Origin of the sequence: Pseudomonas sp. VS40 (assembly GCF_018587885.1) — a bacterium.
In the GTDB taxonomy this organism is placed as follows: domain Bacteria; phylum Pseudomonadota; class Gammaproteobacteria; order Pseudomonadales; family Pseudomonadaceae; genus Aquipseudomonas; species Aquipseudomonas pergaminensis.
Map to the genome: position 1 here is coordinate 808392 of NZ_JAGYWD010000002.1, position 24566 is coordinate 832957.

The 24566-nt window shown below is 62.9% G+C and carries 25 protein-coding genes and 1 pseudogene; 11 read left to right on the forward strand and 15 right to left on the reverse strand.

Annotated elements, in window-relative coordinates; translation table 11 throughout:
* Positions 1-15 precede the first annotated feature (15 nt).
* Together KHP07_RS08750 and KHP07_RS08755 are read left to right on the forward strand one after the other, a co-directional pair.
* Positions 16-720 carry a haloacid dehalogenase type II gene (locus tag KHP07_RS08750; RefSeq protein ID WP_214497031.1) on the forward strand — a complete coding sequence of 235 codons (705 nt, stop codon included), beginning with the start codon at positions 16-18 and terminating at the stop codon, positions 718-720.
* Between the two features lie 3 nt (positions 721-723).
* On the forward strand, positions 724-1512 hold the full coding sequence (locus KHP07_RS08755) for an aldolase (RefSeq protein ID WP_100490671.1): 789 nt from the start codon (positions 724-726) through the stop codon (positions 1510-1512).
* Positions 1513-1663: 151 nt separating this feature from the next.
* Here KHP07_RS08755 and KHP07_RS08760 read toward each other — a convergent pair whose 3' ends face one another.
* Positions 1664-2464: an alpha/beta fold hydrolase gene (locus tag KHP07_RS08760; protein ID WP_078048443.1), complete on the reverse strand. Its 801-nt coding sequence runs from the start codon at positions 2462-2464 to the stop codon at positions 1664-1666.
* A 143-nt stretch (positions 2465-2607) separates the two neighbouring features.
* On the opposite strand from KHP07_RS08760, the gene KHP07_RS08765 reads away from it, so the two are divergent.
* Positions 2608-3465, forward strand: coding sequence for an AraC family transcriptional regulator (locus KHP07_RS08765; protein ID WP_214497032.1), 858 nt, complete (start codon positions 2608-2610; stop codon positions 3463-3465).
* Here KHP07_RS08765 and KHP07_RS08770 read toward each other — a convergent pair.
* Positions 3427-4425, reverse strand: a complete 999-nt coding sequence (locus tag KHP07_RS08770) for a M14 family metallopeptidase (RefSeq protein WP_078048441.1) — start codon at positions 4423-4425, stop codon at positions 3427-3429. The genes KHP07_RS08765 and KHP07_RS08770 overlap by 39 nt on opposite strands.
* A gap of 90 nt (positions 4426-4515) precedes the next feature.
* Between KHP07_RS08770 and KHP07_RS08775 the strand changes: the two are divergent.
* Positions 4516-5055, forward strand: a pseudogene (locus tag KHP07_RS08775) (TetR/AcrR family transcriptional regulator); the annotation flags it as partial.
* On the opposite strand, the gene KHP07_RS29510 reads toward KHP07_RS08775, so the two are convergent.
* From KHP07_RS29510 to KHP07_RS08800, 6 genes are all read right to left on the reverse strand, one after another.
* Positions 5011-6009, reverse strand: coding sequence for a DMT family transporter (locus tag KHP07_RS29510; protein ID WP_214504445.1), 999 nt, complete (start codon positions 6007-6009; stop codon positions 5011-5013). The pseudogene KHP07_RS08775 and the gene KHP07_RS29510 sit on opposite strands and share 45 nt — an antisense overlap.
* Positions 6006-6704 (reverse strand): ABC transporter permease, encoded by a 699-nt coding sequence (locus tag KHP07_RS08780; protein WP_099492028.1) that lies wholly within the window; start codon positions 6702-6704, stop codon positions 6006-6008. The genes KHP07_RS29510 and KHP07_RS08780 overlap by 4 nt, the downstream gene beginning before the upstream one ends.
* Before the next feature lie 7 nt (positions 6705-6711).
* The gene (locus tag KHP07_RS08785) at positions 6712-7416 is read right to left on the reverse strand and encodes an ABC transporter permease (RefSeq protein ID WP_078048437.1); all 705 of its coding nucleotides are present in this window, start codon (positions 7414-7416) and stop codon (positions 6712-6714) included.
* Positions 7416-8270: a transporter substrate-binding domain-containing protein gene (locus KHP07_RS08790; protein WP_078048436.1), complete on the reverse strand. Its 855-nt coding sequence runs from the start codon at positions 8268-8270 to the stop codon at positions 7416-7418. The genes KHP07_RS08785 and KHP07_RS08790 overlap by 1 nt, the downstream gene beginning before the upstream one ends.
* Positions 8271-8296: 26 nt before the next feature.
* Positions 8297-10291, reverse strand: coding sequence for an aminotransferase class I/II-fold pyridoxal phosphate-dependent enzyme (locus KHP07_RS29685; protein ID WP_214497034.1), 1995 nt, complete (start codon positions 10289-10291; stop codon positions 8297-8299).
* Positions 10292-10429: 138 nt separating this feature from the next.
* Positions 10430-11413 carry an aldo/keto reductase gene (locus tag KHP07_RS08800; protein ID WP_078048434.1) on the reverse strand — a complete coding sequence of 328 codons (984 nt, stop codon included), beginning with the start codon at positions 11411-11413 and terminating at the stop codon, positions 10430-10432.
* Positions 11414-11526: 113 nt separating this feature from the next.
* Between KHP07_RS08800 and KHP07_RS08805 the strand changes: the two genes are divergently transcribed.
* Both KHP07_RS08805 and KHP07_RS08810 read left to right on the forward strand, forming a co-directional pair.
* A complete protein-coding gene (locus tag KHP07_RS08805) occupies positions 11527-12453 on the forward strand; it encodes a LysR family transcriptional regulator (RefSeq protein ID WP_078048433.1) in 927 nt (308 codons plus the stop codon).
* Positions 12454-12511: 58 nt separating this feature from the next.
* Complete coding sequence (locus KHP07_RS08810; protein ID WP_214497035.1) at positions 12512-13864, forward strand: cation:proton antiporter; 1353 nt, start codon at positions 12512-12514, stop codon at positions 13862-13864.
* Here the strand turns inward: KHP07_RS08810 and KHP07_RS29690 are convergent.
* From KHP07_RS29690 to KHP07_RS08820, 3 genes are all read right to left on the reverse strand, one after another.
* Positions 13855-13989, reverse strand: coding sequence for a hypothetical protein (locus tag KHP07_RS29690; RefSeq protein ID WP_256578575.1), 135 nt, complete (start codon positions 13987-13989; stop codon positions 13855-13857). The genes KHP07_RS08810 and KHP07_RS29690 overlap by 10 nt on opposite strands.
* 11 nt (positions 13990-14000) lie before the next feature.
* Positions 14001-14213: a hypothetical protein gene (locus KHP07_RS08815; protein WP_078048431.1), complete on the reverse strand. Its 213-nt coding sequence runs from the start codon at positions 14211-14213 to the stop codon at positions 14001-14003.
* 85 nt (positions 14214-14298) lie between these two features.
* The gene (locus KHP07_RS08820) at positions 14299-14844 is read right to left on the reverse strand and encodes a hypothetical protein (RefSeq protein ID WP_078048430.1); all 546 of its coding nucleotides are present in this window, start codon (positions 14842-14844) and stop codon (positions 14299-14301) included.
* Between the two features lie 408 nt (positions 14845-15252).
* On the opposite strand from KHP07_RS08820, the gene KHP07_RS08825 reads away from it, so the two are divergent.
* The 3 genes from KHP07_RS08825 (at position 15253) to KHP07_RS08835 (ending at position 18156) form a co-directional block, all read left to right on the forward strand.
* Positions 15253-16662, forward strand: coding sequence for a circularly permuted type 2 ATP-grasp protein (locus KHP07_RS08825; protein ID WP_078048429.1), 1410 nt, complete (start codon positions 15253-15255; stop codon positions 16660-16662).
* Between the two features lie 2 nt (positions 16663-16664).
* Positions 16665-17615, forward strand: coding sequence for an alpha-E domain-containing protein (locus tag KHP07_RS08830; protein WP_012724311.1), 951 nt, complete (start codon positions 16665-16667; stop codon positions 17613-17615).
* A gap of 112 nt (positions 17616-17727) precedes the next feature.
* The gene (locus KHP07_RS08835; protein WP_099492023.1) at positions 17728-18156 is read left to right on the forward strand and encodes a nuclear transport factor 2 family protein; all 429 of its coding nucleotides are present in this window, start codon (positions 17728-17730) and stop codon (positions 18154-18156) included.
* Here KHP07_RS08835 and msrA read toward each other — a convergent pair whose 3' ends face one another.
* From msrA to msrB, 3 genes are all read right to left on the reverse strand, one after another.
* Positions 18157-18852, reverse strand: coding sequence for a peptide-methionine (S)-S-oxide reductase MsrA (gene msrA / locus KHP07_RS08840; RefSeq protein WP_214497036.1), 696 nt, complete (start codon positions 18850-18852; stop codon positions 18157-18159).
* Positions 18853-18944: 92 nt separating this feature from the next.
* Positions 18945-20705: a cytochrome c biogenesis protein DipZ gene (locus KHP07_RS08845; protein ID WP_214497037.1), complete on the reverse strand. Its 1761-nt coding sequence runs from the start codon at positions 20703-20705 to the stop codon at positions 18945-18947.
* Between the two features lie 35 nt (positions 20706-20740).
* Positions 20741-21241 carry a peptide-methionine (R)-S-oxide reductase MsrB gene (gene msrB / locus KHP07_RS08850; protein ID WP_078048425.1) on the reverse strand — a complete coding sequence of 167 codons (501 nt, stop codon included), beginning with the start codon at positions 21239-21241 and terminating at the stop codon, positions 20741-20743.
* Positions 21242-21445: 204 nt separating this feature from the next.
* On the opposite strand from msrB, the gene KHP07_RS08855 reads away from it, so the two are divergent.
* Both KHP07_RS08855 and KHP07_RS08860 read left to right on the forward strand, forming a co-directional pair.
* Positions 21446-22156: a response regulator transcription factor gene (locus tag KHP07_RS08855; protein WP_078048424.1), complete on the forward strand. Its 711-nt coding sequence runs from the start codon at positions 21446-21448 to the stop codon at positions 22154-22156.
* Complete coding sequence (locus KHP07_RS08860; RefSeq protein WP_214497038.1) at positions 22153-23619, forward strand: sensor histidine kinase; 1467 nt, start codon at positions 22153-22155, stop codon at positions 23617-23619. Before KHP07_RS08855 ends, KHP07_RS08860 begins: the two co-directional genes overlap by 4 nt.
* Here the strand turns inward: KHP07_RS08860 and KHP07_RS08865 are convergent.
* Positions 23582-24514, reverse strand: coding sequence for an alpha/beta fold hydrolase (locus KHP07_RS08865; RefSeq protein WP_214497039.1), 933 nt, complete (start codon positions 24512-24514; stop codon positions 23582-23584). The two genes, KHP07_RS08860 and KHP07_RS08865, sit on opposite strands and share 38 nt — an antisense overlap.
* Positions 24515-24566 lie beyond the last annotated feature (52 nt).

The following is a 24566-nucleotide window of genomic DNA, read 5'->3' on the forward strand; positions in this document are numbered from 1 at the left end:
TGCTAGAGGTGCCCCATGCCGCTCGAACACTCCCTTCGCCCGCTGTGGCTGACGTTTGATTGCTACGGCACCCTGATCCAATGGGATGAAGGCCTGCGCGCCGCCGTCGACCGGATCCTCGATGAAAAAGGCGCGCATCAGGTCGACCCTGAAACCCTGATCAGCGTCTACGACCACCACGAACACGCCCTGGAGCAAACCCCACCGCACCGTAATTTCCGCACCCTCGCCGGCCTGGGTTTGCAGTTGGCCTTGGAGGAACTGGGCCTGCCGGCCAACGCGCAGGACGGTGCGATCCTCACCGACAGCATCAGTGCCATGCCTCCGTTTCCAGAGGTCGTAGATACCCTCAAGCAGCTCAAGGCGCTGGGCTACAAGCTGTGCATTGTCTCCAACACCGACGATGACGTGATCGCCGGCAATGTGGCGCAATTGGGTGGCCATATCGACCGGGTCATCACCGCCCAGCAGGCGGGGGCCTACAAGCCCGACCGTCGCCTGTTCGACCATGCCCATGGGCAGCTCGGCGTGACCCTCGACCAGGTGGTGCACATCTGCGCCAGCCCGCACCTGGACCACGCCGCCGCGCGGGACATGGGGTTTCGTTGCGTGTGGATCGACCGGGGCACCGGCCGGCAACTGCTCGCCGATTACACCCCGGATGCCATCTTGCCGACCCTCGACGGCGTGCCCGAACTGTTCAAGTCTCTGGGGTGGTGAACCATGGCCCATACGTTCACGCCCTCCTCCCTGGGCCCGCGTGCCGGGCGCTTCAACCTCGACACGCCTGCCGCCATCGACGCGCGGGTGGAGCTTGCCGCGTGCCTGCAACTGGCGGCGCTGCATGGCATGGAAGAAGGTATCTGCAATCACTTTTCGGCGACGGTGCCGGGGCATGACGACTTGTTTTTCGTCAACCCGTTCGGCTATGCGTTCGAGGAAATCACGGCATCCCGTCTGTTGGTGTGTGATTTTGCCGGCAATGTGATCGACGGCGATGGCACGCCGGAAGCCACGGCGTTTTATATCCATGCCCCGTTGCATCAATGCCAGCCGCGCATCAAGGCCGCCTTTCATACCCATATGCCCAACGCCACCGCGCTGTGCCTGCTGCAAGGGCCGCCCTTGCTGTGGCTGGGGCAGACAGCGTTGAAGTTTTATGGGCGCACGGCAGTGGATGAGGCCTACAACGGCTTGGCCCTGGATAACCGCGAGGGCCAGCGCATTGCGGCGGCGTTGGGCGATGCCGATATTCTGTTCTTGAAGAATCATGGGGTGATGGTGGCTGCGCCGAATATTGCCGAGGCTTGGGATGATTTGTACTACCTGGAGCGCGCGGCTGAAGTGCAATTGAAGGCCATGGCCAGTGGGCAGGCGCTCAAGCCGATTGACCCGGCGGTGGCGCAGGTGGCGTATGAGCAGATGCGTGAGGGTGATCCGGCGAGTGCGCGGGCGCATTTGGACAGTGCCATGCGGCGGTTGAGGGGGATGGGGTCGCGGTTTGATCAGTGACCTGGGTACCTATCCGTTAGGCAGCAACCGATATGGCAAGCCGTTCTCGGTTCAAATGTAGGCGCTGGCTGGCCTGCGATGGCATCGACTCGGTCTGCCTGTTGCACCGTGTCGCCTGCATCACCGGCAAGCCAGCGCCTACAGTGATGGGTTATTGCGCGTTAGCCTTGGCCGCGTCGTTAATGATCGCTACCACCCGCGCCGGGTTCGAGACCATCACCACGTGCGACGCACCTTTCACATCCACGGTTTCCTTGGAGCCCGCGCGGTCGGCCATGAATTTAAGCGCGGCCTCGGGAATATTTTTGTCGGCTGAACCGTATATGAAGTAGGACGGTACGGTTTTCCAGGCCGGGTCGCCGGACGGTTCCTTGAGGGCAGCCTCGGTGATCGGGCGTTGGCCGGCGGCCATCAGTTGGGCGTCCTTGGCTGCCACGTCGGCGGCGAACTGGCTGTTGAATTTGTCTTGCTGGATGTACAGGTCGGTCACGCCGTCCTTGGAGACCACGGGTTTGTCCAGGGTCGGGCCCAGGGTGCCGCCGGGGTAGCGGCCGGACAGTTCGAACGCGGTTTCGCCTTTTTCAGGGGCGAAGGCGGCCACGTAGACCAGGGCCTTGACCTTGTTGCTGCCATGCACGGCGTTGGTGATAACCGAGCCACCGTAGGAGTGGCCGACCAGAATCACCGGGCCCGGGGTGTGTTCGACGATGTCGGCCACATAGTCCGAGTCGGTCTTGACGCTGCGCAGCGGGTTGGCCACGGCGACTACCGGGTAGCCCTCGGCCTTGAGACCGGCGATCACGCCGTTCCAGCTGGATGCATCGGCGAACGCGCCGTGCACCAGCACCACCGTGGCTTTTTGCGGGGCGGCAAAGCTGGCGGTGCTGGCACCCAGGGCGAGTGCACCGGTGATCAGGGCGGCGGCGACGCGGGAGAACTTGAAGGTTTTCATGGACGTTTGCTCCGTTGGGGTTGGCGCTCAAGGCGTTGAACGTGAGGCCATGATGCCGAAGCGTGTTTTACAAATGGAGGCTAATAGTCGACGATATGGCGCAGATCGTCTAAACAAGGTCGCTTTTTCAATTCAGGTGAGTCATGGATCGTTTGTCCACACTGCTGGAGCACTTCGGCATCGGTGCCGATACCTTTCATAGTGGGCCCCTGCACGGCGCCCTCGACACCCGCGACGTGCAGCAGCGGGGCCGGGTCTATCTGCTCAAGGACGGCCAGGCCAGCCTGGAAATGCCCGACGCCACCCTGCGTATTTCCGAGCCCAGCCTGGTGCTGGTGCCGCGTCCCCTGCCCCATCGCCTGCTGGCGACCAAGGCTGACCGTGCCCAGGTGGTGGCGGCGTCCCTGCGTTTTGACGGTGGGTTGGATAACCCGTTGTCCGTAGCGCTGACCGACACCATCGTGATGCCGCTCAAGCAGATCCCGATGATCGCCGGTACGCTGGACTGGCTGTTCAGTGAAGCCTTTGCCGAACACTGTGGCCGCGAGGCGGTGATGAACCGCTTGTTCGAGCTGATGGTGATCCAGTTCCTGCGCCACATGATGGCCTATCACAGCATGACCACCGGCATGATGTCGGGCCTGGCGGACCTGCGCCTGGCGCGGGCCATGACCCTGCTGCACAACCATCCCGAACGCCCGTGGACCGTGCAGGAAATGGCAGCGGAATCGAACATGTCCCGCGCCAGTTTTGCCGCGCATTTCCATAAGGTAGTCGGCCAGACCCCAGCCGACTATGTACTGAGCTGGCGCGTGAGCCTGGCGCAGAAACGCCTGCGTGAAGGTCGGCCCATCGCCCTGATTGCCGATGAAGTCGGCTACGAAAGCCCCTCGGCGCTGGCCCGTGCGTTTCGGCGCAAGATCGGCACCAGCCCGCGTGAATGGCTGCATTCGCAGGCGCCGCTACGGGTCGAGCACGCCGCCGCTGTAGCTGTCGGATAAGCGCGTGCCGGTGAACTTGGCAACCACCGCGCCCTGGGCTACCAGGCGTTCGCGGTGGGCGGTGACCATGCGCCCGGCCTGGGCTGCGTGCAGGGTCACTTCCGAAGCGGGGTCACCGGGGCGGCCAATGATGCGCGCAAAACGCTGGCCTTCTTCGACGTAATCACCCAAGCCTTTCTCGAACACCAGCACCCCGGCACAGGGCGCGAGAAGGGTTTCCATGCAGCCCATGTCGACCACGTCGCCTGGCCATTCGGCGATGCTCGCCACCTCATCGATCACGCCATTGATGCACAACCAGGCCCACAGGCCATCGGCGTCCTGTTGCGCCAGGGCGTCGCTGACGTCTGCTTGCCCGCGCAGCTCAAGGGTGGCCGCCAGTTGCGGCGATGCGTGGTTGATGATGGTTTCTTCAAAGGAGCCATCGCCGCCCTCGTCCCAGACAATCACCAGGTCCACCTGCAACGCCGCCGCCAGCGCCAGGCCTTGGTCGGGCCAGAAGCTGCGATGGATGTAGAGGTACGGCAACGCCTCGTCATCGGTGTGCAGGTCCAGCACCAGGTCGGCCTCGGCGGCCAGTTGCACCAGGCGTTTCTGCCACTGCGCCAGGTTGCTCGCTGGGCGTTCCATGGCCAGGGAATGGTCGAAGGCACGGTTGAAATTCTGCCCGGTGGCTTCATGGAAACGCCCAAGCAAACGGCCCTGGCGGAACTGGCCGATACCAAATGGGTTGGCCTGGGGCACCACCGTGACGCTGCCCTTCAGGCGACCTTGGTCCTGACACGCCTGCAAGCGCGGCAACAACTGATGCAGGACCAACATGCCGGCGATTTCATCCGCATGCACACCCGCTTGCAGGTGCACCCTGGGCCCGCTGCCGTCACCGTCGAAACGCCAGGCGCCGACGTGCAGCGCATTGCCGGCGTCGCCGGTTTCCTGCCACGAAAGGTCTTTTGCCATGCCTTGCCCTCCTCTCATCAATTAATCGGTAGAGATTGAACACGTGTTCAACTAACCTGAGCGCTGTGGTGTTTCTTCAAAGGCCTGTCCATGACTGTCGAACCTTCCAAACTGCGCCGTGCCGACCCCGACGAGCGCCGCGACCTGCTGATTGCCGCCACCCTCACCTGCCTGGCCCGTGACGGGCACGCCGGGATTTCCGTGCGGCGTATCGCCTCCGAAGCCGGGGTTTCGGTGGGGTTGCTCAACCACCATTTCGGCAGCATCGACGCGCTGATCGCCGAGACCTACCAAAAGCTCGCCAACGAGCTGACCACCGCCCTGTGGGAACAGGTCGAGCTGGCGGATGGCGCCGCCGCACGGCTCGACGCCTTCCTCACTGCCTCGTTTTCGCCCAGGGTCATGGACCCCGACCTGCTCGGCGTGTGGGTGGTGTTCTGGAGCCTGATCCGCCACTCGCCCCACGTGAACCAGTCCCACGAAAACAGCTATCACGCCTACCTGGCATTGATCCAACAACTGCTGGACGACCTGGCCCGCAGCGAACGCCTGGTGATCCACGACAGCCACCTGGCGGCCATTGGCCTATCGGCGATGCTCGACGGACTCTGGCTCGAGGGGTGCCTCAACCCCGGCACCTTCAGCCCCGCCAACGGCCTGCACATCTGCCGCGGCTGGGTACAGGGGTTGCGTCACGGCGCATTCGGCGCCGACCACATCCTGTGACACCGGGTGCCGCGCACTGAGCATGGCCAGGGTGCCGCTGATGGCGATCAACACCGCGCCGACGATCAGCGAACCTTCCATGAGCGTGCCCCACACCAGGCTTGAGAGCAGGAACGCCCAGATCAACCCGGTGTATTCGAACGGCGCCAGCAACGTCGCGGTAGCACGACGAAAACTCGCAAACAACAGGAACTGGCCGATACCGCCCACCAGGCCCGCCGCCAGCATGCCGAGCCACGCCGGCGTGGGCGATGGCGTATGGGTCCAGGGCAAGGTCACCGCCATGCACAGCACAAACACCACGTTGGTGATCAGCATCTGCTCCAATACCGAGGTGCTCGGGTCGACCTGGCGCAACTGGATATAGGTAAACGCCCAGCACAAGGCGGCGGCCAATGTCAGCGCGATGGGCACCGGATCGAGCAGATGGCTGGGGCGACAGGCGATCACCACGCCGACAAAGCCGATGATCAGCGCGATCCACTGGCCGCGACTGGCGCGCTCCTTGAGGATCAGCGCCGCCAGCAGCGTGACCATGATCGGCGCGGAGAAATACAGCGTGGTCATTTCCGCCAGGCTCAGGTCCTTGGCGGCGGTGTAGTACAGCAACCACGCCAGCAACGACAACAGCCCGCGAATGATCAGCAAGCGGCGGCTGACCGACGTCCACGCGCGCCGCAACAGCCCCACGCGCCCCGCCATCACGCAGGCGAACACCACCACCAGGCTGCGCCAGAACAGAATGGTGAACACCGAGTAATCGGCCACCAGCCATTTGATCACCGCATCCTGCAGCGCCAGGAATGCGTAGGCCAGGGAACACAGGGCAATCCCTTGCAGCGAGCCGTCCTGTTTCATCCGGCCGACCTGCGCAGTGGCGTGCCGCGCCGTTCGGCAATCGCATAGACGGCTTCAATCAGGAAGGTCAGGCACAGGTAGACCCCCGCCACCAGCAGCAATGGCTGGTAGATCTGCAGGGTCTGCGCGCGCACCACGTTGGCCGCACCCAGCAGGTCGACCACGGCAATGGTCGAGGCCAGCGCGGTGGACTTGAGCAGCATCACCGTTTCCCCGGCCAGGGTCGGTAGCAACAGGCGCATCGCCCGTGGCAGCCGTACCCGTAGCAGCGCCTGGCGTGGGGTCATGCCGAAGGCCGAGGCGGCTTCCATTTCCCCCTTGGGCACGGCCAGCAGGCCGCCGCGAATCACCTCGCCCACATAGGCGCCGACCGACAGCACCAGGGCAAACACGATGTACCAGTAACCGTCGCGCAGGTACGGCCACAGGAAGCTGCCGCGAATCATCGGGAACTGCGCGAACAGGCTGCCCAGGCCGTAGTAGAAAATGTAGATCTGGATCAGCAGCGGCGTGCCGCGCAGCACGCTGGTGTAGGCCAGCGCCCCGCGCGCCAGCCACTTGCGCCGCGACAACCGCGCCAGCGCGACCAGCACCGCCAGAGCAAATCCGAGCACCGCCGACACCACCAGCAACGACAAGGTGGTCTGCAACCCCTTGGCGATCAAGCCGGCGTAATAACTTATCCATTCAGGCATGGGCCGCTCACTCGACAACCGGCATCCAGCGACGGATACGTCGCTCCAGGCGCCCGGACAGGTAGTTGGAAGCCAGCGTCACCAGGTAATACAAGGCGGCGGCCGTGAGGTAGAACAGCAGGTACTGGCGCGTGGAGCCGGCCGCCTGCTTGGCGGTATAGAGCAATTCGTTGGTGCCGACCACGCTGATCAAGGCGCTGTCCTTGATCAGGTTGATCCACAGGTTGGACATGCCCGCCAGGGCGAACGGCGCCATGATCGGCAGCGTCACCCGCCGGAACAGGCCCAGCCCGCTGAGGCCGAAGGCCCGCGCCGCTTCGATCTGGCCGTGGGGAATCGCCAGGATCGCCGCGCGGAAAATCTCCGAGGCATAGGCGCCCTGTACCAGGCCCAGCACCAGGATCGCCACCAGCGGGCCGCTGATATTCACTTGCTCGAAGCCCATCCACAGCATCAACGCGTTGAGGCCCATGGAGCCTGCGTAATACAGCAGCAGGATCAGCAGCAACTCCGGCACCGCGCGAAACACTGTGGTGTAGCCGCGCATCAGCAGCGCGATGGGGCGCGGCGCACTGAGCTTGGCGCACGCCACCACCAGGCCAATCAGCAAGCCGACCGCGAAGGCGCCGGCGGAGATCTGCAGGGTCATCCATAACCCCTTGAGCAGCGCATTGCCCCACCCTTGTTCGCCAAAGCTGAGAAGGTCGAACATCATTCGCTCTTCTGGGCGACTTGTTGGTACGGGCTGTCACAGGTCTTGCTCACGAACGCCGGAGTATCGCTGCGTTTGCACGGGCTCACCGACAAGCCGAAATAGTGCTGCGACAGGTCGTCATAGTCCTTGCTCACCAGCAACTCGCCGATGGCTTTGTCCAGCCGGGCCTTGAGCGCGGTGTCTTCCTTGCGCAAACCGGCGCCGACACCGCGCCCGATGATCGGGTCGTAGGGCACGCTGGCAATGTGCGCCAGGCCGCTGGCTTCGGGGGTCTTGACCATCATGGCGATGGCGGTGTCGTCGGCCATCATGTAGTCGATACGCCCGGCGATCAGGTCGGCGTTGGCCGATTCCTGGGTGTCGTAGTACTTAAGGTCGGCGATGTTTTCGTAGTACTTCTTCAGGTAATTGGCACTGACGGTGGAGATCTGCACGCCGATCAACTTGCCCTTGAGGCCCGCCGGGGAGATCTCGACTTCGCTGCCCTTGGGCCCGGCGACACCCAGCAGGGAGTCGTAGTAGGCACGGCTGAAAGCGATCTGTTTTTCGCGCTCATCGGTCACCGACATCGAGGAGAAAATCACGTCGATCTTCTTCGCCAGCAGCGAGGGAATGATGCCGTCCCACGCCACTTCCTTGATCTGACACTCGGCTTTCATGCCTTCGCAGAGCTTGTGGATCAGGTCCACCTCAAAGCCGGACCACTGGCCATTGCCGCCCTTCACCGTAAAGGGCGGATAGGGTTCGGCCGCCACCGCAAACACGATGGGCTTGTCTGCCGCCCAGGTGAAACCTGCGACCACCATCAACACTGCACTGCTCAACCACGTTGCCATACGCTTGGATTTCATGATTTTTGCCCCGTCTTTTTCTGGAGTTAGCGAGTTTGATGCGCGTTGACGAACTGCCGGCAACGCTCACTGCGTGGGTCGATAAACACCGCATCCGGCGAGCCGGTTTCTTCGATCATGCCTTGGTGCAGGAACGCCACTTTCGACGACACATCCCGGGCGAACGCCATTTCATGGGTGACCAGGATCATGGTGCGGCCTTCCTCGGCCAGGGAGCGGATCACCCGCAGTACTTCGCCCACCAGTTCCGGGTCGAGGGCCGAGGTGGGTTCGTCGAACAGCATGACTTTGGGCCGCATGGCCAGCGCGCGGGCAATCGCCACACGCTGTTGCTGGCCACCGGAAAGGAACGCCGGGTACTCATTGCGCTTGGCGGCCAGGCCGACGCGGTCGAGCATGGCTTCGGCGCGTTCGATGGCTTCGGCGCGGCTTTCGCGCAGCACCTGGGTGGGGGCTTCGATAAGGTTTTCCAGCACGGTGCGGTGTGGCCACAGGTTGAAGTTCTGGAACACCATGCCCAGGGTCGAACGGATGCGCACCAGTTGCTTGGCGTCCGCCACCAGCGGCGCGCCAGGACGGCCGTAGTTGAGCTTGATGCTCTCGCCGTCCACATGAATGCTGCCCTGGTCCGGCACTTCAAGCATGTTGATGCAGCGCAGCAGGGTACTTTTGCCCGATCCACTGGCGCCGATCAGCGAGATCACATCGCCTTCGTGGGCCGTGAGCGAAATGCCCTTGAGCACCTCGATATTGCCGAAGCGTTTATGCAGGTCGATGACCTCGATCATCTTCTTTGCTTGCGCCGGTTGCACCACCTCGATTCTGGGTGCTGCGGCGATACGCGGCTCACCGGCCAGCTTGGCGACGAACTGCGCGATGCGCTGGCAGGCTTCGGCCAAACGCGCTTCGCCGAGGGTGAACGACAGCCGCACGAAGCCCTGGGCGGGCTCGCCGAACGCGGCGGCGTCCAGCACCGACACCCCAGCTTCGCGAAACAAACGCCAGGCGAAATCCAGCGAGCCCAGGCCGGTATCACGCACATCCACCAGCACAAACATCCCGGCTTGCGGCGCTTGCACCTTGATGCCTGGGCAAGCACTGAGCCCCGTCACCACCAAGTCGCGCCGGCGCCGATAAATCTCGCGCATGCCCTGGGTCACTTGGTCATGGGCCAGCACTGCAGCGGTCGCAGCCTCCATTACAAAGCCGGGCAGCCCGTAGAGCATGCTCAACACCAGGGTTTCAGCATGGGCGACCATTTGCGGCGCAGCAATGATCCAGCCGATGCGCCAACCGGTCATGGCGTGGGACTTGGACAAACTGCCGATCACCACGCAGCGCTCGGCCATGCCCGGCAGTGCGGCGAGGCTGTGGTATTCGCCGTCGAACACCAGGCTTTCATAGACCTCATCCACCACCACCCACAGGTCGTGGGCGACGGCCAGGTCGGCGATGGCTTGCAACTCCTGCGGGTTCAGCACCACGCCGGTCGGGTTGTTCGGGTTGGAGAAGAAAATCGCCCGTGTGCGGGGTGTGATTGCCGCAGCCAGCAACTGCGCGTCCAGACGAAAGCCCGACTCCGGCGAGCACGGCACACGCACCAGCGTTGCGCCGCTGGCCTTGAGCGTGGCCTCGTAGGTGACGTACATCGGGTCGAGCACCAGCACCTCGTCACCGGCCTGCAACAGGCACAGCGATGTCACGAACAATGCATTCTGCGCACCGGCGACGGTGATGACGTTGGCGGCATCCAATGGGCGTTGCAGGGTCTTGCTGTAGCGCGCGGCAATGGCGTCGCGCAGTGCCGGGCGGCCAGGGATCTCGGTGTAGTGGGTGTCGCCTTCGCGCAGGGCACTTACGGCGGCCTCGGTTATGAAACCTGGCGTGGCGAAGTCCGGGTCGCCGACGCTGAGGATGATGATGTCTTCGCCCTGGCTGGCGGCCTGGTAGGCCGCGTGGTGGATGTCCCAGGCGGCGACGCCCTGCCCTGCAATTCGATCGACGAAGGGGGAAAACCGCATGCCAGAGCCTCTTGTTCAAGAAGAAACAGCGCGAACCCGTCGAGTGGCAAACGGGCGGATGCGGTCAACATAGTTCAAACTGAACAGTCGTTCAATGGGTAAGTTTGCGGCCGTGTCGTTTATGGTCCAAAGAGGTCGTTAACGCTTGGGCGGGGCCATAAATTCCGGGCCGATCGGATCTTTTATCGTGCTGGCCAGAATACGGTCGATATGCGTCAGGTCTTCAGGGGTCAGGTGCCAGCCGAAGGCCTCCTGGTAGCCTTTTAACTGCTCCGGCCGCCGGGCGCCCCACAGCGCGATGGTTGGGCCCTGGTCGAGCACCCAGCGCAGGGCCAGGGCGAGCACCGACTTGCCGTGGCACTCACGGGCATACAGGTCCAGCGCGGCAACAGCGGCCAGGTACTGGTCGAAGCGTGGCGCCTTGAACTTGGGGTCGAGCTTGCGCACGTCATCACCGGCAAAGCGCGTGGCCGAGTGCATGCTGCCAGTGAGCAAGCCCCGGCACAGCGGGCCGTAGGCAAGCACCACCAGGGCATGCTGCTTGGCGTACGGCAGAATCTCGCTGTCGATGGCGCGTTCGAACAGGTTGTAGGGCGGCTGCACCGTGGCCAGCGCAGTGTGCTGGCTGAAATCGTCCATTTGCGCAGAGGAATAGTTGCTCACACCGACGGCCAGAATCTTGCCTTCGCGGCGCAAGCGCTCCAGTTCATCGGCGGTTTCTTCCTGGGCGACCAAGGGGTCGGGCCAGTGGATCTGGTACAGGTCGATGTAGTCGGTTTCCAGGCGCTTCAGGGAGTCTTCGACTTCTTTGCGAATGCGCTGGGCCGTGGCGTTGCGCCGGGCGCTGCCGCTGTCCCATTGCAGGCCGGCCTTGGTAGCGATCACCGCACTGTGGCGCACGCCGCGCAGGGCCTTGCCGATCAGTTCCTCAGAGAGGCCAAACCCGTAGACAGGTGCGGTGTCGATCAAATTGATGCCGATGGCCAGCGCATGCCGCAGGGTGCGGATGGCCTGCTCGTTATCGGCCCCGCCCCACAGGTGCCCGCCCATGGACCAAGTGCCGAGGGCGATGCGCGAGACCGCTTGGTCAATGCCGGCAATTCTGATGGTCTCAACGTGCATAAAAAAATCCTGTGGGCGGCAATAATGCTTAGAAAAACAATTACTCTAAGTCATCCACGGTTGAATCGGGCTCAACGCCGCATGCAGCCGAACTCCTGCATTAGAGACTTGAAATGGCTGCCTTCAATCGTTCCGAACTGGCTGATCTCAACGTGTTCATGGCCATCATCCGCCGCCGCAGCTTCCGCCATGCCGCCCACGAACTGGGCGTGACCACTTCGGCGTTGAGCCACACCATGCGCAACCTGGAAACCCGCCTGGGGGTGAAGCTGCTGTATCGCACCAGCCGGGCCGTGGAACCCACCGATGCCGGCTCGCTGCTGGCAGAAAAACTCACCCAGGGTTTTGCCACTATCAAGGACGGCCTCGACACCTTGGAGCTGTATCGCGAAGCCCCCATCGGGCGCCTGCGCCTCAACGTGCCACGGGATGCGGCGGTGTTGCTGCTGGCGCCAATCCTCGGGGATTTCTGCGCCGCCTACCCGCAACTGCGCCTGGACCTGATCGTGCAAGACCAGATGATCGACATCATCGCCGAGGGCTACGACGCTGGTATCCGCTACGGCGCCACCGTGCCCCAGGACATGGTCGCGGTGCCGCTGACCGGTGAGTTGCGCTGGATCATGGTCGCCTCCCCCGCTTACCTGGCTCGCCGTGGCATGCCCCAGGTGCCCAAAGACCTGTTGCAACACGCCTGCATCCGCATGTACCTGGGCGACAAGACCACCTTCAAGTGGGAGCTGGGTAACGGCGCGCGTCAGCAGCGTATCGATGTGCCCGGCCACTTCAGCGCGGCCGACACCGAGACCATCGTCAACGCTGCGCTGCAAGGCGTGGGCATTGCCTACTGCCTGTCCAACCGCGTCGAGCGGGAACTCAAGGATGGGCGCTTGGTGGAAGTGCTGCCCGACTGGGCCTGCCTGGGTGAACCCCTGTGCATGTACTACCCGAGCCGGCGCCAGTCGCAGCCGGGGTTGCGGCAGTTGATGGACATGATTCGCCTGAAAACCATCGGTTCGCAGTTGATCCAATCACATTGAACCCGTGACCGGCCACGGTCCTCCAACCTGAACAGACCACGGCCTCGGTACACGCTCGATGACTTTTATTCTATGGATGGCCGTTCTGGGCGCCGTATTGCTCACCCTTGCCCTCACCTCCTCCTACCTGCGCTGGATGCCAGTCACCACTTCGGCAGTGTGCCTGCTGCTGGGTGTGGGGATCGGCCCGCTGGGTGTCGACCTGCTGCACTTGGATATCAAGAACTCCGCACGCTGGATGGAACACCTGACGGAAGTCGCGGTGTTGTTTTCGCTGTTCGTCAGCGGGTTGAAACTGCGCCTGCCGCTCAAGCACCGGACCTGGCGCATTGCATTTGGCATGGCCGGGCCGGTGATGCTGCTGACCATCCTCGGTATCTGCCTGGCGCTGCATTACCTGTTTGCGTTGTCGTGGGGCGTGTCGCTGCTGGTGGGCGCAATCCTGGCGCCGACTGATCCGGTACTGGCAGGCCTGGTGCAGGTCAATAACGCCCAAGACTATGACGCGCTGCGTTTTGGCCTGTCCGGTGAGGCCGGTTTGAACGACGGCACGGCCTTCCCCTTTGTGATCTTTGCCCTGCTGTTCATGCAGCACGGTGGTTTCGACGGGGACTGGCTGGGCGGCTGGGTGCTGAAGAATCTGCTTTGGGCTGTGCCGGCCGGGTTACTGATCGGCTACTGGATGGGCCGCGGCATTGGCCGTGTGACACTGTGGATGCGCATCACCAACAGTGACAGCACGCTCTCGCCCAATGACTACCTGACGCTGGCGCTGATCGCGTTGGCCTACGTCGTCGCCGAGGCGGTGGGCGGTTATGGCTTCCTGTCGGTGTTTGCGGCGGGGCTTGGCCTGCGCCAGGCGGAGTTCCGCTCCACCGGGAATTCGCAGACACCGTCGGAGCATTTGGCGCTGCCGGTGGTGGGCCACCTGGAGGTCGAGCCAGAACGCGCACTGCAAGGCGATGTCAGCGAACTGAAAGACACACAGATCGCCGCCGGCGTGATGATGGGCGACATGCTCTCGTTCGGCAGCCTGGTGGAGCGTTCAATGGAGGTGTTTCTGGTGACGGTGCTGGGGATCGTGCTGGCGAGCCATTGGGATTGGCGTGCACTGCCGGTGGCGGCGTTGCTGTTCTGCGTCATCCGCCCGCTGGGCGTGCTGGCAATGCCCTGGGGCCGCCTGATCGATCTGCGGCAGCGCGGGCTGATGGGGTGGTTTGGTATTCGCGGGATCGGCAGCATTTACTACCTGTTCTACGCGCTCAACCACGGTTTGATCGGCACCAGCAGCGCGGTGGCGGTCAACCTGACCTTGTCAGTGATTGCCCTGAGCATCGTCGTTCATGGCCTGAGTACCCAGCCGATGCTGGTGTGGTATGAACGACGAGCCAAGGCGAACGCTCAGTCTTGACGCTCGGTATTGCCAACGTCTGCCGCTTCATCCAGGTCGTTGAGCGGCACTTCTGCATCATCCATCAGGGAACCCGGGTCTTCATTGCCCGGATCGTTGAGTTCGTCGTCGAGTTCTTTGGACATGACCGTCTCCTCTAGCCGCCTTGGGTGTCGATATCAGCATCGGTTTCAGGCTTGGGCTCGCGCTCGGGCTTGAAGTCTGGACTGTAGTCGTTTTCCTTGGCCTTGGGGTCTTTGGCCGGAACCGGGTCCTTGGGCGCTTCTGCAGCGGTACCCGGGGCCGGTTCGCCGCCGTCGATGGCCGGATCGTTACGGTTATCGAGTTGGGGGTCTTTGCTTGTGCTCATGGGTCACCTCAATTTAGGCCGGTGGGAAATCAGCAGGGCCTGAAGGTAAGGCGCCGGGCTGACCGGCGAAGTTCCGTCCGATTGCTCACCGGATCGGATTGTCGACCTGGATATAGAACGCGTAGATCCCCAGCACCAGCCAGAACACCATGAACAGCCACGGTGCCCGCATGGAGAACAGCAGCGACTTGCGGTAGCCCTTGTGGGACGACTCCATTTCGGAGAACAGCGGCGATTCATCGTAGGCCATGCCCATCACCGGCTCGCTGCGCAGCAGTTCGCTCTGCTTGTAGTGCCAGTGGTCGATGATTTCATACGCGGCCCGGATGCCCGGCCAGGCATTGAGGGAACTGAGAATGCCCAGCGAGACCAGGAACACCGGCACCACCAAGGTGAACAGCTTGCCCCACTCCGGGTTGAGGTTGCCCATGCCGGACACAAAGGCGATCACCAGGAATGATTGCGCCGTGAGGTAGGCGTCAGTGCGGTTGGCGAGGATGGTGGTTTCGTACTGGATTTCACGCCGGTAGAAATCGAGGCGGTCCTTGGGCGAGCCGAAGATCTTGGCGTTGTGTTCGCTGTGGTCGGTCAGGGCCGACTCCGGCGTGTTGGGCGAGATGATTCTGGGCACGACAGTGCTCCACACAGGTTCGAGTCCCGTTAGAAGAATCGGGGGTAGGTGAAGTTCAAGTTTGTTCATGCACCAAGTCGGGGCGCCTGCCAGGCGCTGCCCCCTTGTGGTGAGCGGGCTTGCCCCGCGTTGGAGTGCGCAGCGCTCCCTCGCTTTCTGGGGCCGCTGCGCAGCCCAGCGCGGGGCAAGCCCGCTCAATACAAGGAATGTACGGTTCCGGCACAGGCATTGCTTTATCCTTTCATCTGCCCGGATACAGGAGCATTCGTTACCCCCCGACCCAGAGCCGACCCCATAAGAAAGTAAGGACCAGGCCCGTTGGCACCCTTAGCCACGGCCCTTATAAAAATGCGTTTTTTGAAACGGCAGTGCCACCCAAGCGTCCCTCGGCACTGACAAGGTACTGGAATGGCTCGATCTTTCTTCGATGAAATGAATGACGCAGATGGCGTGTGCCGTGCGCATTATCAGGATTTCTCCCGCTGGCTGGCGAATACGCCGCCGGAACTGCTGGCCCAGCGTCGCCGTGAAGCCGATTTGCTGTTCCACCGCGCCGGAATCACCTTCACCCTCTATGGCGACGAGCAAGACACCGAGCGCCTGATCCCCTTCGACATCATCCCCCGCAGCATCCCCGCCAGTGAATGGAGCGTGATCGAACGCGGCTGTATCCAGCGCGTCAACGCACTGAACATGTTCCTCGCCGACATCTACCACGACCAGCGCATCATCAAGGCCGGGATCATTCCGGCGGACCAGGTGCTGGGCAACGAGGGTTACCAGAAGGCGATGGTCGGCCTGGACCTGCACCGCGACATCTACTCGCATATTTCGGGCGTGGACCTGGTGCGCGATGGCGACGGCACCTACTACGTGCTCGAAGACAACCTGCGCACCCCCAGCGGCGTGAGCTACATGCTCGAAGACCGCAAGATGATGATGCGCCTGTTTCCCGAGGTGTTCGCCAAGCAGCGCATCGCGCCGGTGGACCACTACCCCAACCTGCTGCTCAAGACCCTCAAGAGCTCCAGCCGCCTGGACAACCCCAATGTGGTGGTGCTGACGCCGGGCCGCTTCAACAGCGCGTTCTTCGAACATGCGTTCCTGGCCCGGGAAATGGGCGTGGAACTGGTGGAGGGTGCCGACCTGTTCGTCCACGACCTCAAGGTGTTCATGCGCACCACCGATGGGCCCAAGCCGGTGGACGTGATTTACCGGCGCATCGACGACGCCTTCCTTGACCCCAAGGCCTTCAACCCCGAATCGATGCTCGGCGTGCCCGGCCTGGTCGCCGCCTATTGCGCTGGCAATGTGGTGCTGGCCAATGCCATCGGCACCGGCGTGGCCGACGACAAGTCGATCTACCCCTATGTGCCGGAAATGATCCGCTTCTACCTGGATGAAGAACCGGTGCTACAAAACGTACCGACCTTCCAGTGCCGCAAGCCCGATGAGCTGTCCCACGTCCTGGCCAACCTGCCGGAACTGGTGGTCAAGGAAACCCAGGGCTCCGGCGGCTACGGCATGCTGGTCGGTCCGGCCTCTTGCGCCGCCGAGATCGAGGACTTCCGCCAGCGCATCAAGGCCAGGCCCCACGCCTACATCGCCCAGCCGACCTTGAGCCTGTCCACATGCCCCACCTTTGTAGAAAACGGCATCGCTCCACGGCATATCGACCTGCGGCCCTTTGTACTCTCGGGCAAGGAAACCCGCCTGGTGCCCGGCGGCCTTACCCGCGTGGCGCTTAAGGAAGGCTCGTTGATCGTCAACTCGTCGCAGGGCGGCGGAACCAAGGACACCTGGGTGGTGGAGGGCTGAGTATGTTGAGTAGAACCGCCGCAGATCTGTACTGGATGTCCCGTTACCTGGAGCGTGCCGAGAACCTGGCGCGCATGCTGGAAGTCAGTTACTCGTTGTCGTTGATGCCCCAGGCCGGACGCAGCGATGGCCTGGACGAACTGGCCATGTCGTTGCTCAGCAGCGGCACACTGGACAGTTACCTTGAACGTCATAAACAGTTGGACGCCGAGCGCATGCTGCACTTCTTCGCCCTCGACGAAGAAAACCCGGCAAGCATCTACAACTGCCTGCGCGCCGCCCGTGGCAATGCCCACGCGGTACGTGGGCGCATCACCGCCGACATGTGGGAAAACCTCAACGCCACCTGGCTGGAAATGCGCAGCATCGCCGCCGGCGGCCTGGCGCGGCATGGCATCAGCCACTTCTGTGACTGGGTCAAGCAGCGTTCGCACCTGTTCCGTGGGGCGACCTCCGGGACGATCATGCGCAATGACGCCTATCGGTTTATCCGCCTGGGCACCTTTGTCGAGCGCGCGGACAACACCCTGCGTTTGCTGGATGCGCGTTATGAAATGTTCGGCGAGGAATCGGAAGAAGTCAGCGACTTGTCCGCGCGCGGTTATTACCAGTGGAGCGCCCTGCTCCGTGCGCTGTCGTCATTCGAGGCGTACACCGAGCTGTACCCGAACGCACTGAATGCGCGGTCGGTGTCGGAACTGCTGTTGTTGCGCAGCGATGTGCCGCGCTCGCTGCATGCGTGCATTGAAGAATTGAGCCATATCCTCGCGGACCTGCCCGGCAGTTATGGGCGCACGGCGCAACGGTTGGCGGCGGAGTTCGAGGCGCGGCTAAGGTACACCGGGATTGATGAGATTCTGGAGGACGGGTTGCATAGCCGGCTCACCGAGTTCATCGACACCGTGCGCGAGTTGGCGCGGGCGATTCATAGCTCGTACCTGGAAGTGGTCTGACCCTGTTCATTGCGATCACTTAACTGTCAATTCGGGTGATTGACCCTGCTTTGGTACCGCTCTTATGTTGGGCAGGTGAACTGCCTTCCCATCATAAGAACAGGTACCGCGCATGTCCGAACTCAACCTCACCCCTGCCGCCGCCCAGACCCTGCAACGCTGGCACGCCATGCTGGCGGATCGTAACCTCAACGCACTGCCCGAACTGCTGGCGCCGGACGCCGTATTCCGCTCGCCCATGGCTCACACCCCCTACCCTGGCGCGCCGGTGGTGTCGATGATCCTCAACACCGTCATCAAGGTATTCGAAGACTTCACCTATCACCGCGAACTGGCCAGTGGCGACGGCCACAGTGTCGTGCTGGAGTTCAGTGCGCGCGTCGGTGACAAGCAGCTCAAGGGCATTGACCTGATCCGCTTCAATGAACAAGGGCAGATCATCGAGTTTGAAGTGATGGTCCGCCCGTTGAGTGGGCTGCAGGCCCTGGGTGAAGAAATGGGCCGACGCCTGGCGCCGTACCTGGCCAAGGCCAAGGGCTGATTACTGGTTTTTCACCAGCACCGGCTCGGCGCGGTATTGGTCGGGGAACAGCTTTTTGAGTTGCGCCACTTTGGGCAGGTCATTGATCACGATATAGGGGTAGGACGGATTTTCGGTGAGGAAGTCCTGGTGGTAGGACTCCGCCGGGTAGAACGTCTTGCCCGTCTCGATGTGGGTGACGATGGGTTTGTCGAAGGACTTGGCTGCGTCCAGTTGGGCGATGTAGGCCTGGGCGATTTTTTGCTGTTCGGCGTTCTGCGCGAAGATCGCCGAGCGGTACTGGGTGCCGGTGTCGGGACCCTGGCGGTTGAGTTCGGTGGGGTTGTGGGCTACCGAGAAATAGATCTGCAGCAACTTGCCGTAGCTGACTTTGCTCGGGTCGTAGGTCACGGAAACCGCTTCGGCGTGGCCAGTGTTGCCGTCGCTGACGGACTCATATTGCGCAGTGCTCGCGGCGCCGCCGTCGTAGCCGGAAACGGCATTTTTTACGCCTTGCACATGCTGGAACACGCCTTGTACACCCCAGAAACAGCCGCCGGCGAACACGGCGGTTTGCAGGTTGCTGCTGTCTGCGGGGAGGTCGAGGGCGGGTGGCGCAATGGCGACGGCATCGTCGGAGGCACCGAAGGACAAGGCTGGGGTTTGCCCGATGAAAGCGGCAAAGGCAAGCACCGGCAGGTAGCTGAAGATCTTCATAGCGTTCACTCCTGAGCACAGTCCACTGTAGGAGCCGGCAAGCGGCTCCTACGGGGGTGGGTTTTCATATCACCGAGGTGACGGTTTTCGGGTCAGCCGAAGGTGAAGGCGTAGGCCGATACGTTCGGGTCGAGGAATTCAATGGTGAAGGTTCGGTCCTTGACGGCGCCTGGCTGGCGTACCAGTTGGTACAGGCGCTGCTCGGTAACGGTGCCGCTGCCATCCGGCGCGACGTCGGTGCCGTGGGCGGCGCCTGGGGCTTGGCCATCGACCGTGACGTTGAAGCGTACCGGCTTGCCATCGGCGCCAGGGCCGAGCACCAGGTGCAGGTCTCGGGCGTGGAAGCGGTAGACGATGCGCCCACCGGCCTGGCCAAGGGTGGCTTGCTGGCCGCCGACGTTCCATTGGCCTTCCAGGGTCCAGTTGTTCAGGGCCAGGTTGCCGGCGGCCGGGTAGTTCGCCACTTGGTTAGTGGCCAGGGTGCCGGTGGTGACGAAGTTTTCGGCGCGCTGGAAGCTCAGGTAGGTTTCCGGCGACTGCACTTCGAGGGTGTCCGGTGCCATTTGCACGCCCTTGGCGTCGGCCTCGATCAAACCACCCGCAACGTTCTTGGCCCCGGCTTCACGCAGCAACTGCTGGATCACCCGCTCGGACTCGGCATAGTCGCCCTCGCCAAAGTGGTGGTAGCGAATCTGGCCCTTGGCATCGGCAAAGTAATGGGCCGGCCAGTACTGGTTGTTGAATGCGCGCCAGATCTTGTAGTTGTTGTCGATCGCCACCGGGTAAGTGATACCCAGGTCCTTCATGGCCTTGGTGACATTGCTCACATCGCGTTCAAAGGCGAATTCCGGCGCGTGCACACCGATCACCACCAGGCCCTGGTCGCGGTATTTCTCGGCCCACGCCTTCACGTACGGCAAGGTGCGCAGGCAGTTGATGCAGGAGTAGGTCCAGAAATCCACCAGCACCACTTTGCCCTTGAGTGCTTCAGCCGTGAGTGGCGCGCTGTTGAGCCATTGCACGGCGCCCTCCAGAGGCGGCAGCACACCTTCGATCGGCAGGGTGTCGCTGTGGTTGGCGGCGGCCATCATCGTGCCCCCGGCCATCATCGCCCCGCCCTTTTGTTCCGGTTTGGCGTTGAGCTTGTCCACCAGGCTTTGTTCCAGGCCACCGGTGGATGCGGTCGACACCCGCGCCAATACGCCGGTATCCAGGCCTAGCGCAATGGCGGCCACACCGGCCAGCATCAGCGCACCCAGGCCACGGCGCAGCCACTCACCGGCGCCGAGGGATTGCTTCATGAAGCCAAAGACTTTACCGCCGACCAGCAATGCCAGCGCGAGGGAGGTGGCAGCACCGGCGGCGTAGGCCAGCAACAGCAAGGTAGTGCCGATGCTGGCGCCCTGCAGCGCGGCGCCGGTGAGCACCAGCCCCAGGATCGGTCCGGCGCAGGGTGCCCACAACAGCCCGGTGGCCACGCCGATCAGGAACGACGCTCCTGGGCGCGGCCTGGCATCGGCCCCGGCGGCTTCCGACAAGCGACTGCCGGCGGCTACCAAGGGGCGCGTCAGGCGCTCCGACAGTTGCGGCAGCAACAGTGTTAGTCCGAACAGGGCAACGCACAGCAACGCGAGCCAGCGCCCGTATTGATTGACCTGCACCACCCAGCCGCCGCCCACTGCCGCCAGCGAGGCCACCAGGGCGAATGTCACCGCCATCCCCGCTAACAGCGGCAAGCCACTGCGCAAAAACGGCTGCCCGGTGCGAGCGAAGACAAAAGGCAGAACTGGCAGGATGCACGGGCTGACGATTGTCAGCACGCCGCCCAGGTACGCGAGAACCAGAAGCCACATGGGATCGTCCCTTATACGATTGAAATAACATTGGCCTAAGCCGCCGTGAACGTCATGGCGGCGCCATTCATGCAGTAACGCAGCCCGGTCGGTGCCGGTCCATCATCGAACACGTGCCCCTGGTGGCCGCCGCAGCGACGGCAGTGGATTTCCTTGCGCACCACGCCATAAGAGGTGTCGGTATGGCTGGCCACGGCGTTGTCCAGTGGCTGCCAGAAGCTGGGCCAGCCGGTATGGCTGTCGAACTTGGTGGTTGAGGAGAACAGCGCCAGCGCGCAACCGGCACAGGCGAAGGTGCCGGCGCGGTGTTCGTCGTTGAGGGCGCTGGTGTAAGGACGTTCGGTGCCCGCTTCGCGCAGGATGTTGTATTGCTCGGCGGTCAGCAGGCTGCGCCATTCGGCGTCGGTGTGGGTGACGTCGAAGGTTTCGGCGGCTTCGGCTTCGGTGACCATATTGAGCTGTTTGATCAGGCCGCCGGCCAGGACGGCGACGCCGAGGCCGCCACTGGCCAGTAATAGTTGTCGGCGTGAGTACATGATGTTCTCCAATTTATGACTGGCGCAGCGCCTGTGGTGAGCGAGCTTGCTCGCTCACCACATGAGAGGTGCTTACCGTTACCAATGAGGCGATCATGCCCGTAGGACAGTCGCGGAATCCTCACGCAGAGTTAAACAATTCGTGATAACTACACGGTGGCAAAACCCGCACAATGCGCGGACTACAAGCGAAGGTTTATCTACATGGATCAGCCCAAACGTGTCCTGGTGGTCGAGGACGATGCCCATATTGCCGACCTCATCTGCCTGCACTTGCGTGATGAACAGTTCGAGGTGGTGCACAGCGCCGACGGCAACGAAGGCCTGCGCCTGCTGGAGCAAGGCGGCTGGGATGCGCTGATCCTCGACCTGATGCTGCCCGGCGTCGATGGCCTGGAAATCTGCCGGCGCGCCCGCGCCATGACGCGCTACACGCCGATCATCATCACCAGCGCACGTTCCAGCGAACTGCACCGCATCCTCGGCCTGGAGCTGGGCGCGGATGATTACCTGGCCAAGCCATTCTCCATGCCGGAACTGGTGGCCCGCGTGAAGGCGCTGTTGCGCCGCGTGGACGCCATGGCACGCAACCTGAAAATGGACGCCGGCAGCCTCGACCTCGGCCAGCTGTTCATCAACCCGCTGACCCGCGACGCCACCCTGCAAGGCCAGCGCCTGGACCTCACCCCACGGGAATTCGACCTGCTGTACTTCTTCGCTCGGCAGCCGGGCAAAGTGTTTTCGCGCATGGACCTGCTCAACGCGGTGTGGGGCTACAGCCACGAAGGTTATGAACACACGGTCAACACCCACATCAACCGCCTGCGCGCCAAGGTTGAAATTGACCCGGCCAACCCGGCACGCATCCTCACGGTGTGGGGCCGTGGCTACAAGTTTGCCGAGAGCCCGCCATGAAGCTCAGCCTGACCCAGCGCCTGTCGGTGGTGTTCGCCGTATTACTGCTGATTTGCTGCGGCACCTCGGCCTGGCTGCAAGTGCGCTCCAACCACATGCACGAACTGGAAGTGGTGCAAGGCCTGTCCCGCGACCTGGCGGCGCATATTGCCCGCGACACCCAACTGATGGACGCCGACGGCCTCAAGCCCGACGCGGTGCGCAACCTGTTCAGCCAGCTGATGTTGGTCAACCCCAGCGTCGAGGTGTACCTGCTCGACATCGACGGCCGTGTGGTCGGCAACGCCGCACCCAAGGGGCATATGCTGCGTGACCAGGTGGACCTGACGCCGATTCGACGCTTTCTCAGCGGCGCGATGCTACCGATCCTCGGTGACGACCCGCGCAGCGTCGATGGGCGTAAGGTATTCAGCGCGGCACCGCTCAAGGTCGGCGGCCAGCAGGCCGGCTTTCTGTATGTGGTGCTGCTCGGTGAAGCCCACGACGTGTATGACGCCAAGGATGCCACCGGCATGGCGTTGAAGATTGCACTCTGGTCCATCGGCCTGGTCGCCCTGCTCTGCCTGATGGCCGGCCTGATCGCATTTGCCTGGATCACCCGGCCGTTGCGCCAGCTCACCGACAAAGTCGGCCAGTTCGACATCAACGGCGCGCCCAAACCGTCCGAGCCGATTGCGACCGAACTGAACAGCGGCGATGAAATTGCCGTACTCGACCACGCCTTCGTGCAAATGGAGAACCGCCTGGGCGAGCAATGGCGCGCCATCACCCACCAGGATCAGGAACGTCGGGAAATGGTCGCGAATATCTCCCACGACCTGCGCACACCGTTGGCCTCGTTGCATGGCTACCTGGAAACCCTGTCACTCAAGGACGCGAGCCTGAGCCCAGAGGAACGTCGCCGCTACCTCGGCATCGCTCTCGACCAGAGCCGCAAAGTCGGCGGCCTCGCCCAGTCGTTGCTGGAGTTGGTGCGCCTGGAGCATGGCTTTGTACAGCCGGTGATCGAAGGCTTTTCATTGCCGGACCTGGTGCAAGACATCTTCCAGAAATTCGAACTGACCGCCGAAGCACGTGCCATTGCGCTCACCGCCACCCTGCCACCGCAGGTGCCCACCGTGTTCGCTGACCTGGGCCTGATCGAGCGGGTGCTCACCAACCTGCTGGATAATGCGCTGCGCCATACGCCGGTCAACGGCGAAATCGAAGTCATCCTGTCGCCCGAAACCAACGCCGTGGCCGTCACGGTCAGCGACAGCGGCCCGGGCATCGACGCGGAACTGCGCGAAGGCCTGTTCCTGCGCGCGTTCACTATCGGCGGCGCCCGCCGTGACGGCGGCCTGGGCTTGCGCATCGTGCACCGTATCCTGCAACTGCACGGGCGCAGCATTCGCCTGGTGGATCAACCGGGTCGGGGGGCAACCTTCAAGTTTTCCCTAGAAACCCGAGCATCAGCGCGTTGACCCGCTGCCCCTGCTCGTTCTGGATCCAGTGCCCGCAGTTGGGCAGCACGTGCTGCTCAAGCTTGGGCACTGAGTCAGGCATGCGCTTGAGCGTGTGAGCTTCGAAGACCCCCACCGGGTCGCGGTCGCCGATCAGGAACAGCGTGGGTTGCAGCACCTGCCTGCCCGCCAGGCGTTCGGTGCGTTGCCAGTTGCGCTCGAAGTTGCGGTACCAGTTCAGCGGGCCGCGAAACCCATGCTCGGCGAAGGTTTGCACGTAGATATCCAAATCCGCCTGGGAACACCACTGCGGCAAGGCGCCGGGGGCTGCGACGCCTTCAAGCAGCCTGGCGTTCGCCGGTTTGCTTTGCAGGAACACATCCTGGTCCTGCATGAACAGGCGCAAGGTACGCTCGACATCGGCGTTCAATTCCTGTTCGGCTACGCCCGGTTCCTGGAAATACAGGATGTAGTTGAAGCGGTCGGCGTACAGCTCGCGCATCATTTCAATCACCGGCCGCCGTGCGCGCCCGGCGAAAGGCACCGACATTGTGATCAAGCGCGTGACCCGCTCAGGTTCGAGCAACGCCAGGTGCCAGGCCACGACCGCGCCCCAGTCGTGGCCGACCATCACCACCTGCGCATGGCCAAAATGGTCCATGGCCTGCTGGATATCGCCACACAGCGTCAGCAACTCATAGTCGGCAACTTCTGTCGGCGAACTTGACTGGCCGTAGCCGCGCATTTCCGGGGCAAACACCCGATAGCCTGCCGCCGCCAGGGCAGGAATCTGCTCGCGCCAGGAATGCCAGCACTCCGGAAAACCGTGCAGCAGCCAAATCGGCGAGCCGTGTTCGGGGCCCGCTATGTGGACGCTTAACTCAATACCGTTGACGAGGATTAATTGCGGGCTCATGGGCATAACCTTTTCGAAGGTTTTGCCCAGCGTGCGGCATTGCTCACAGGGC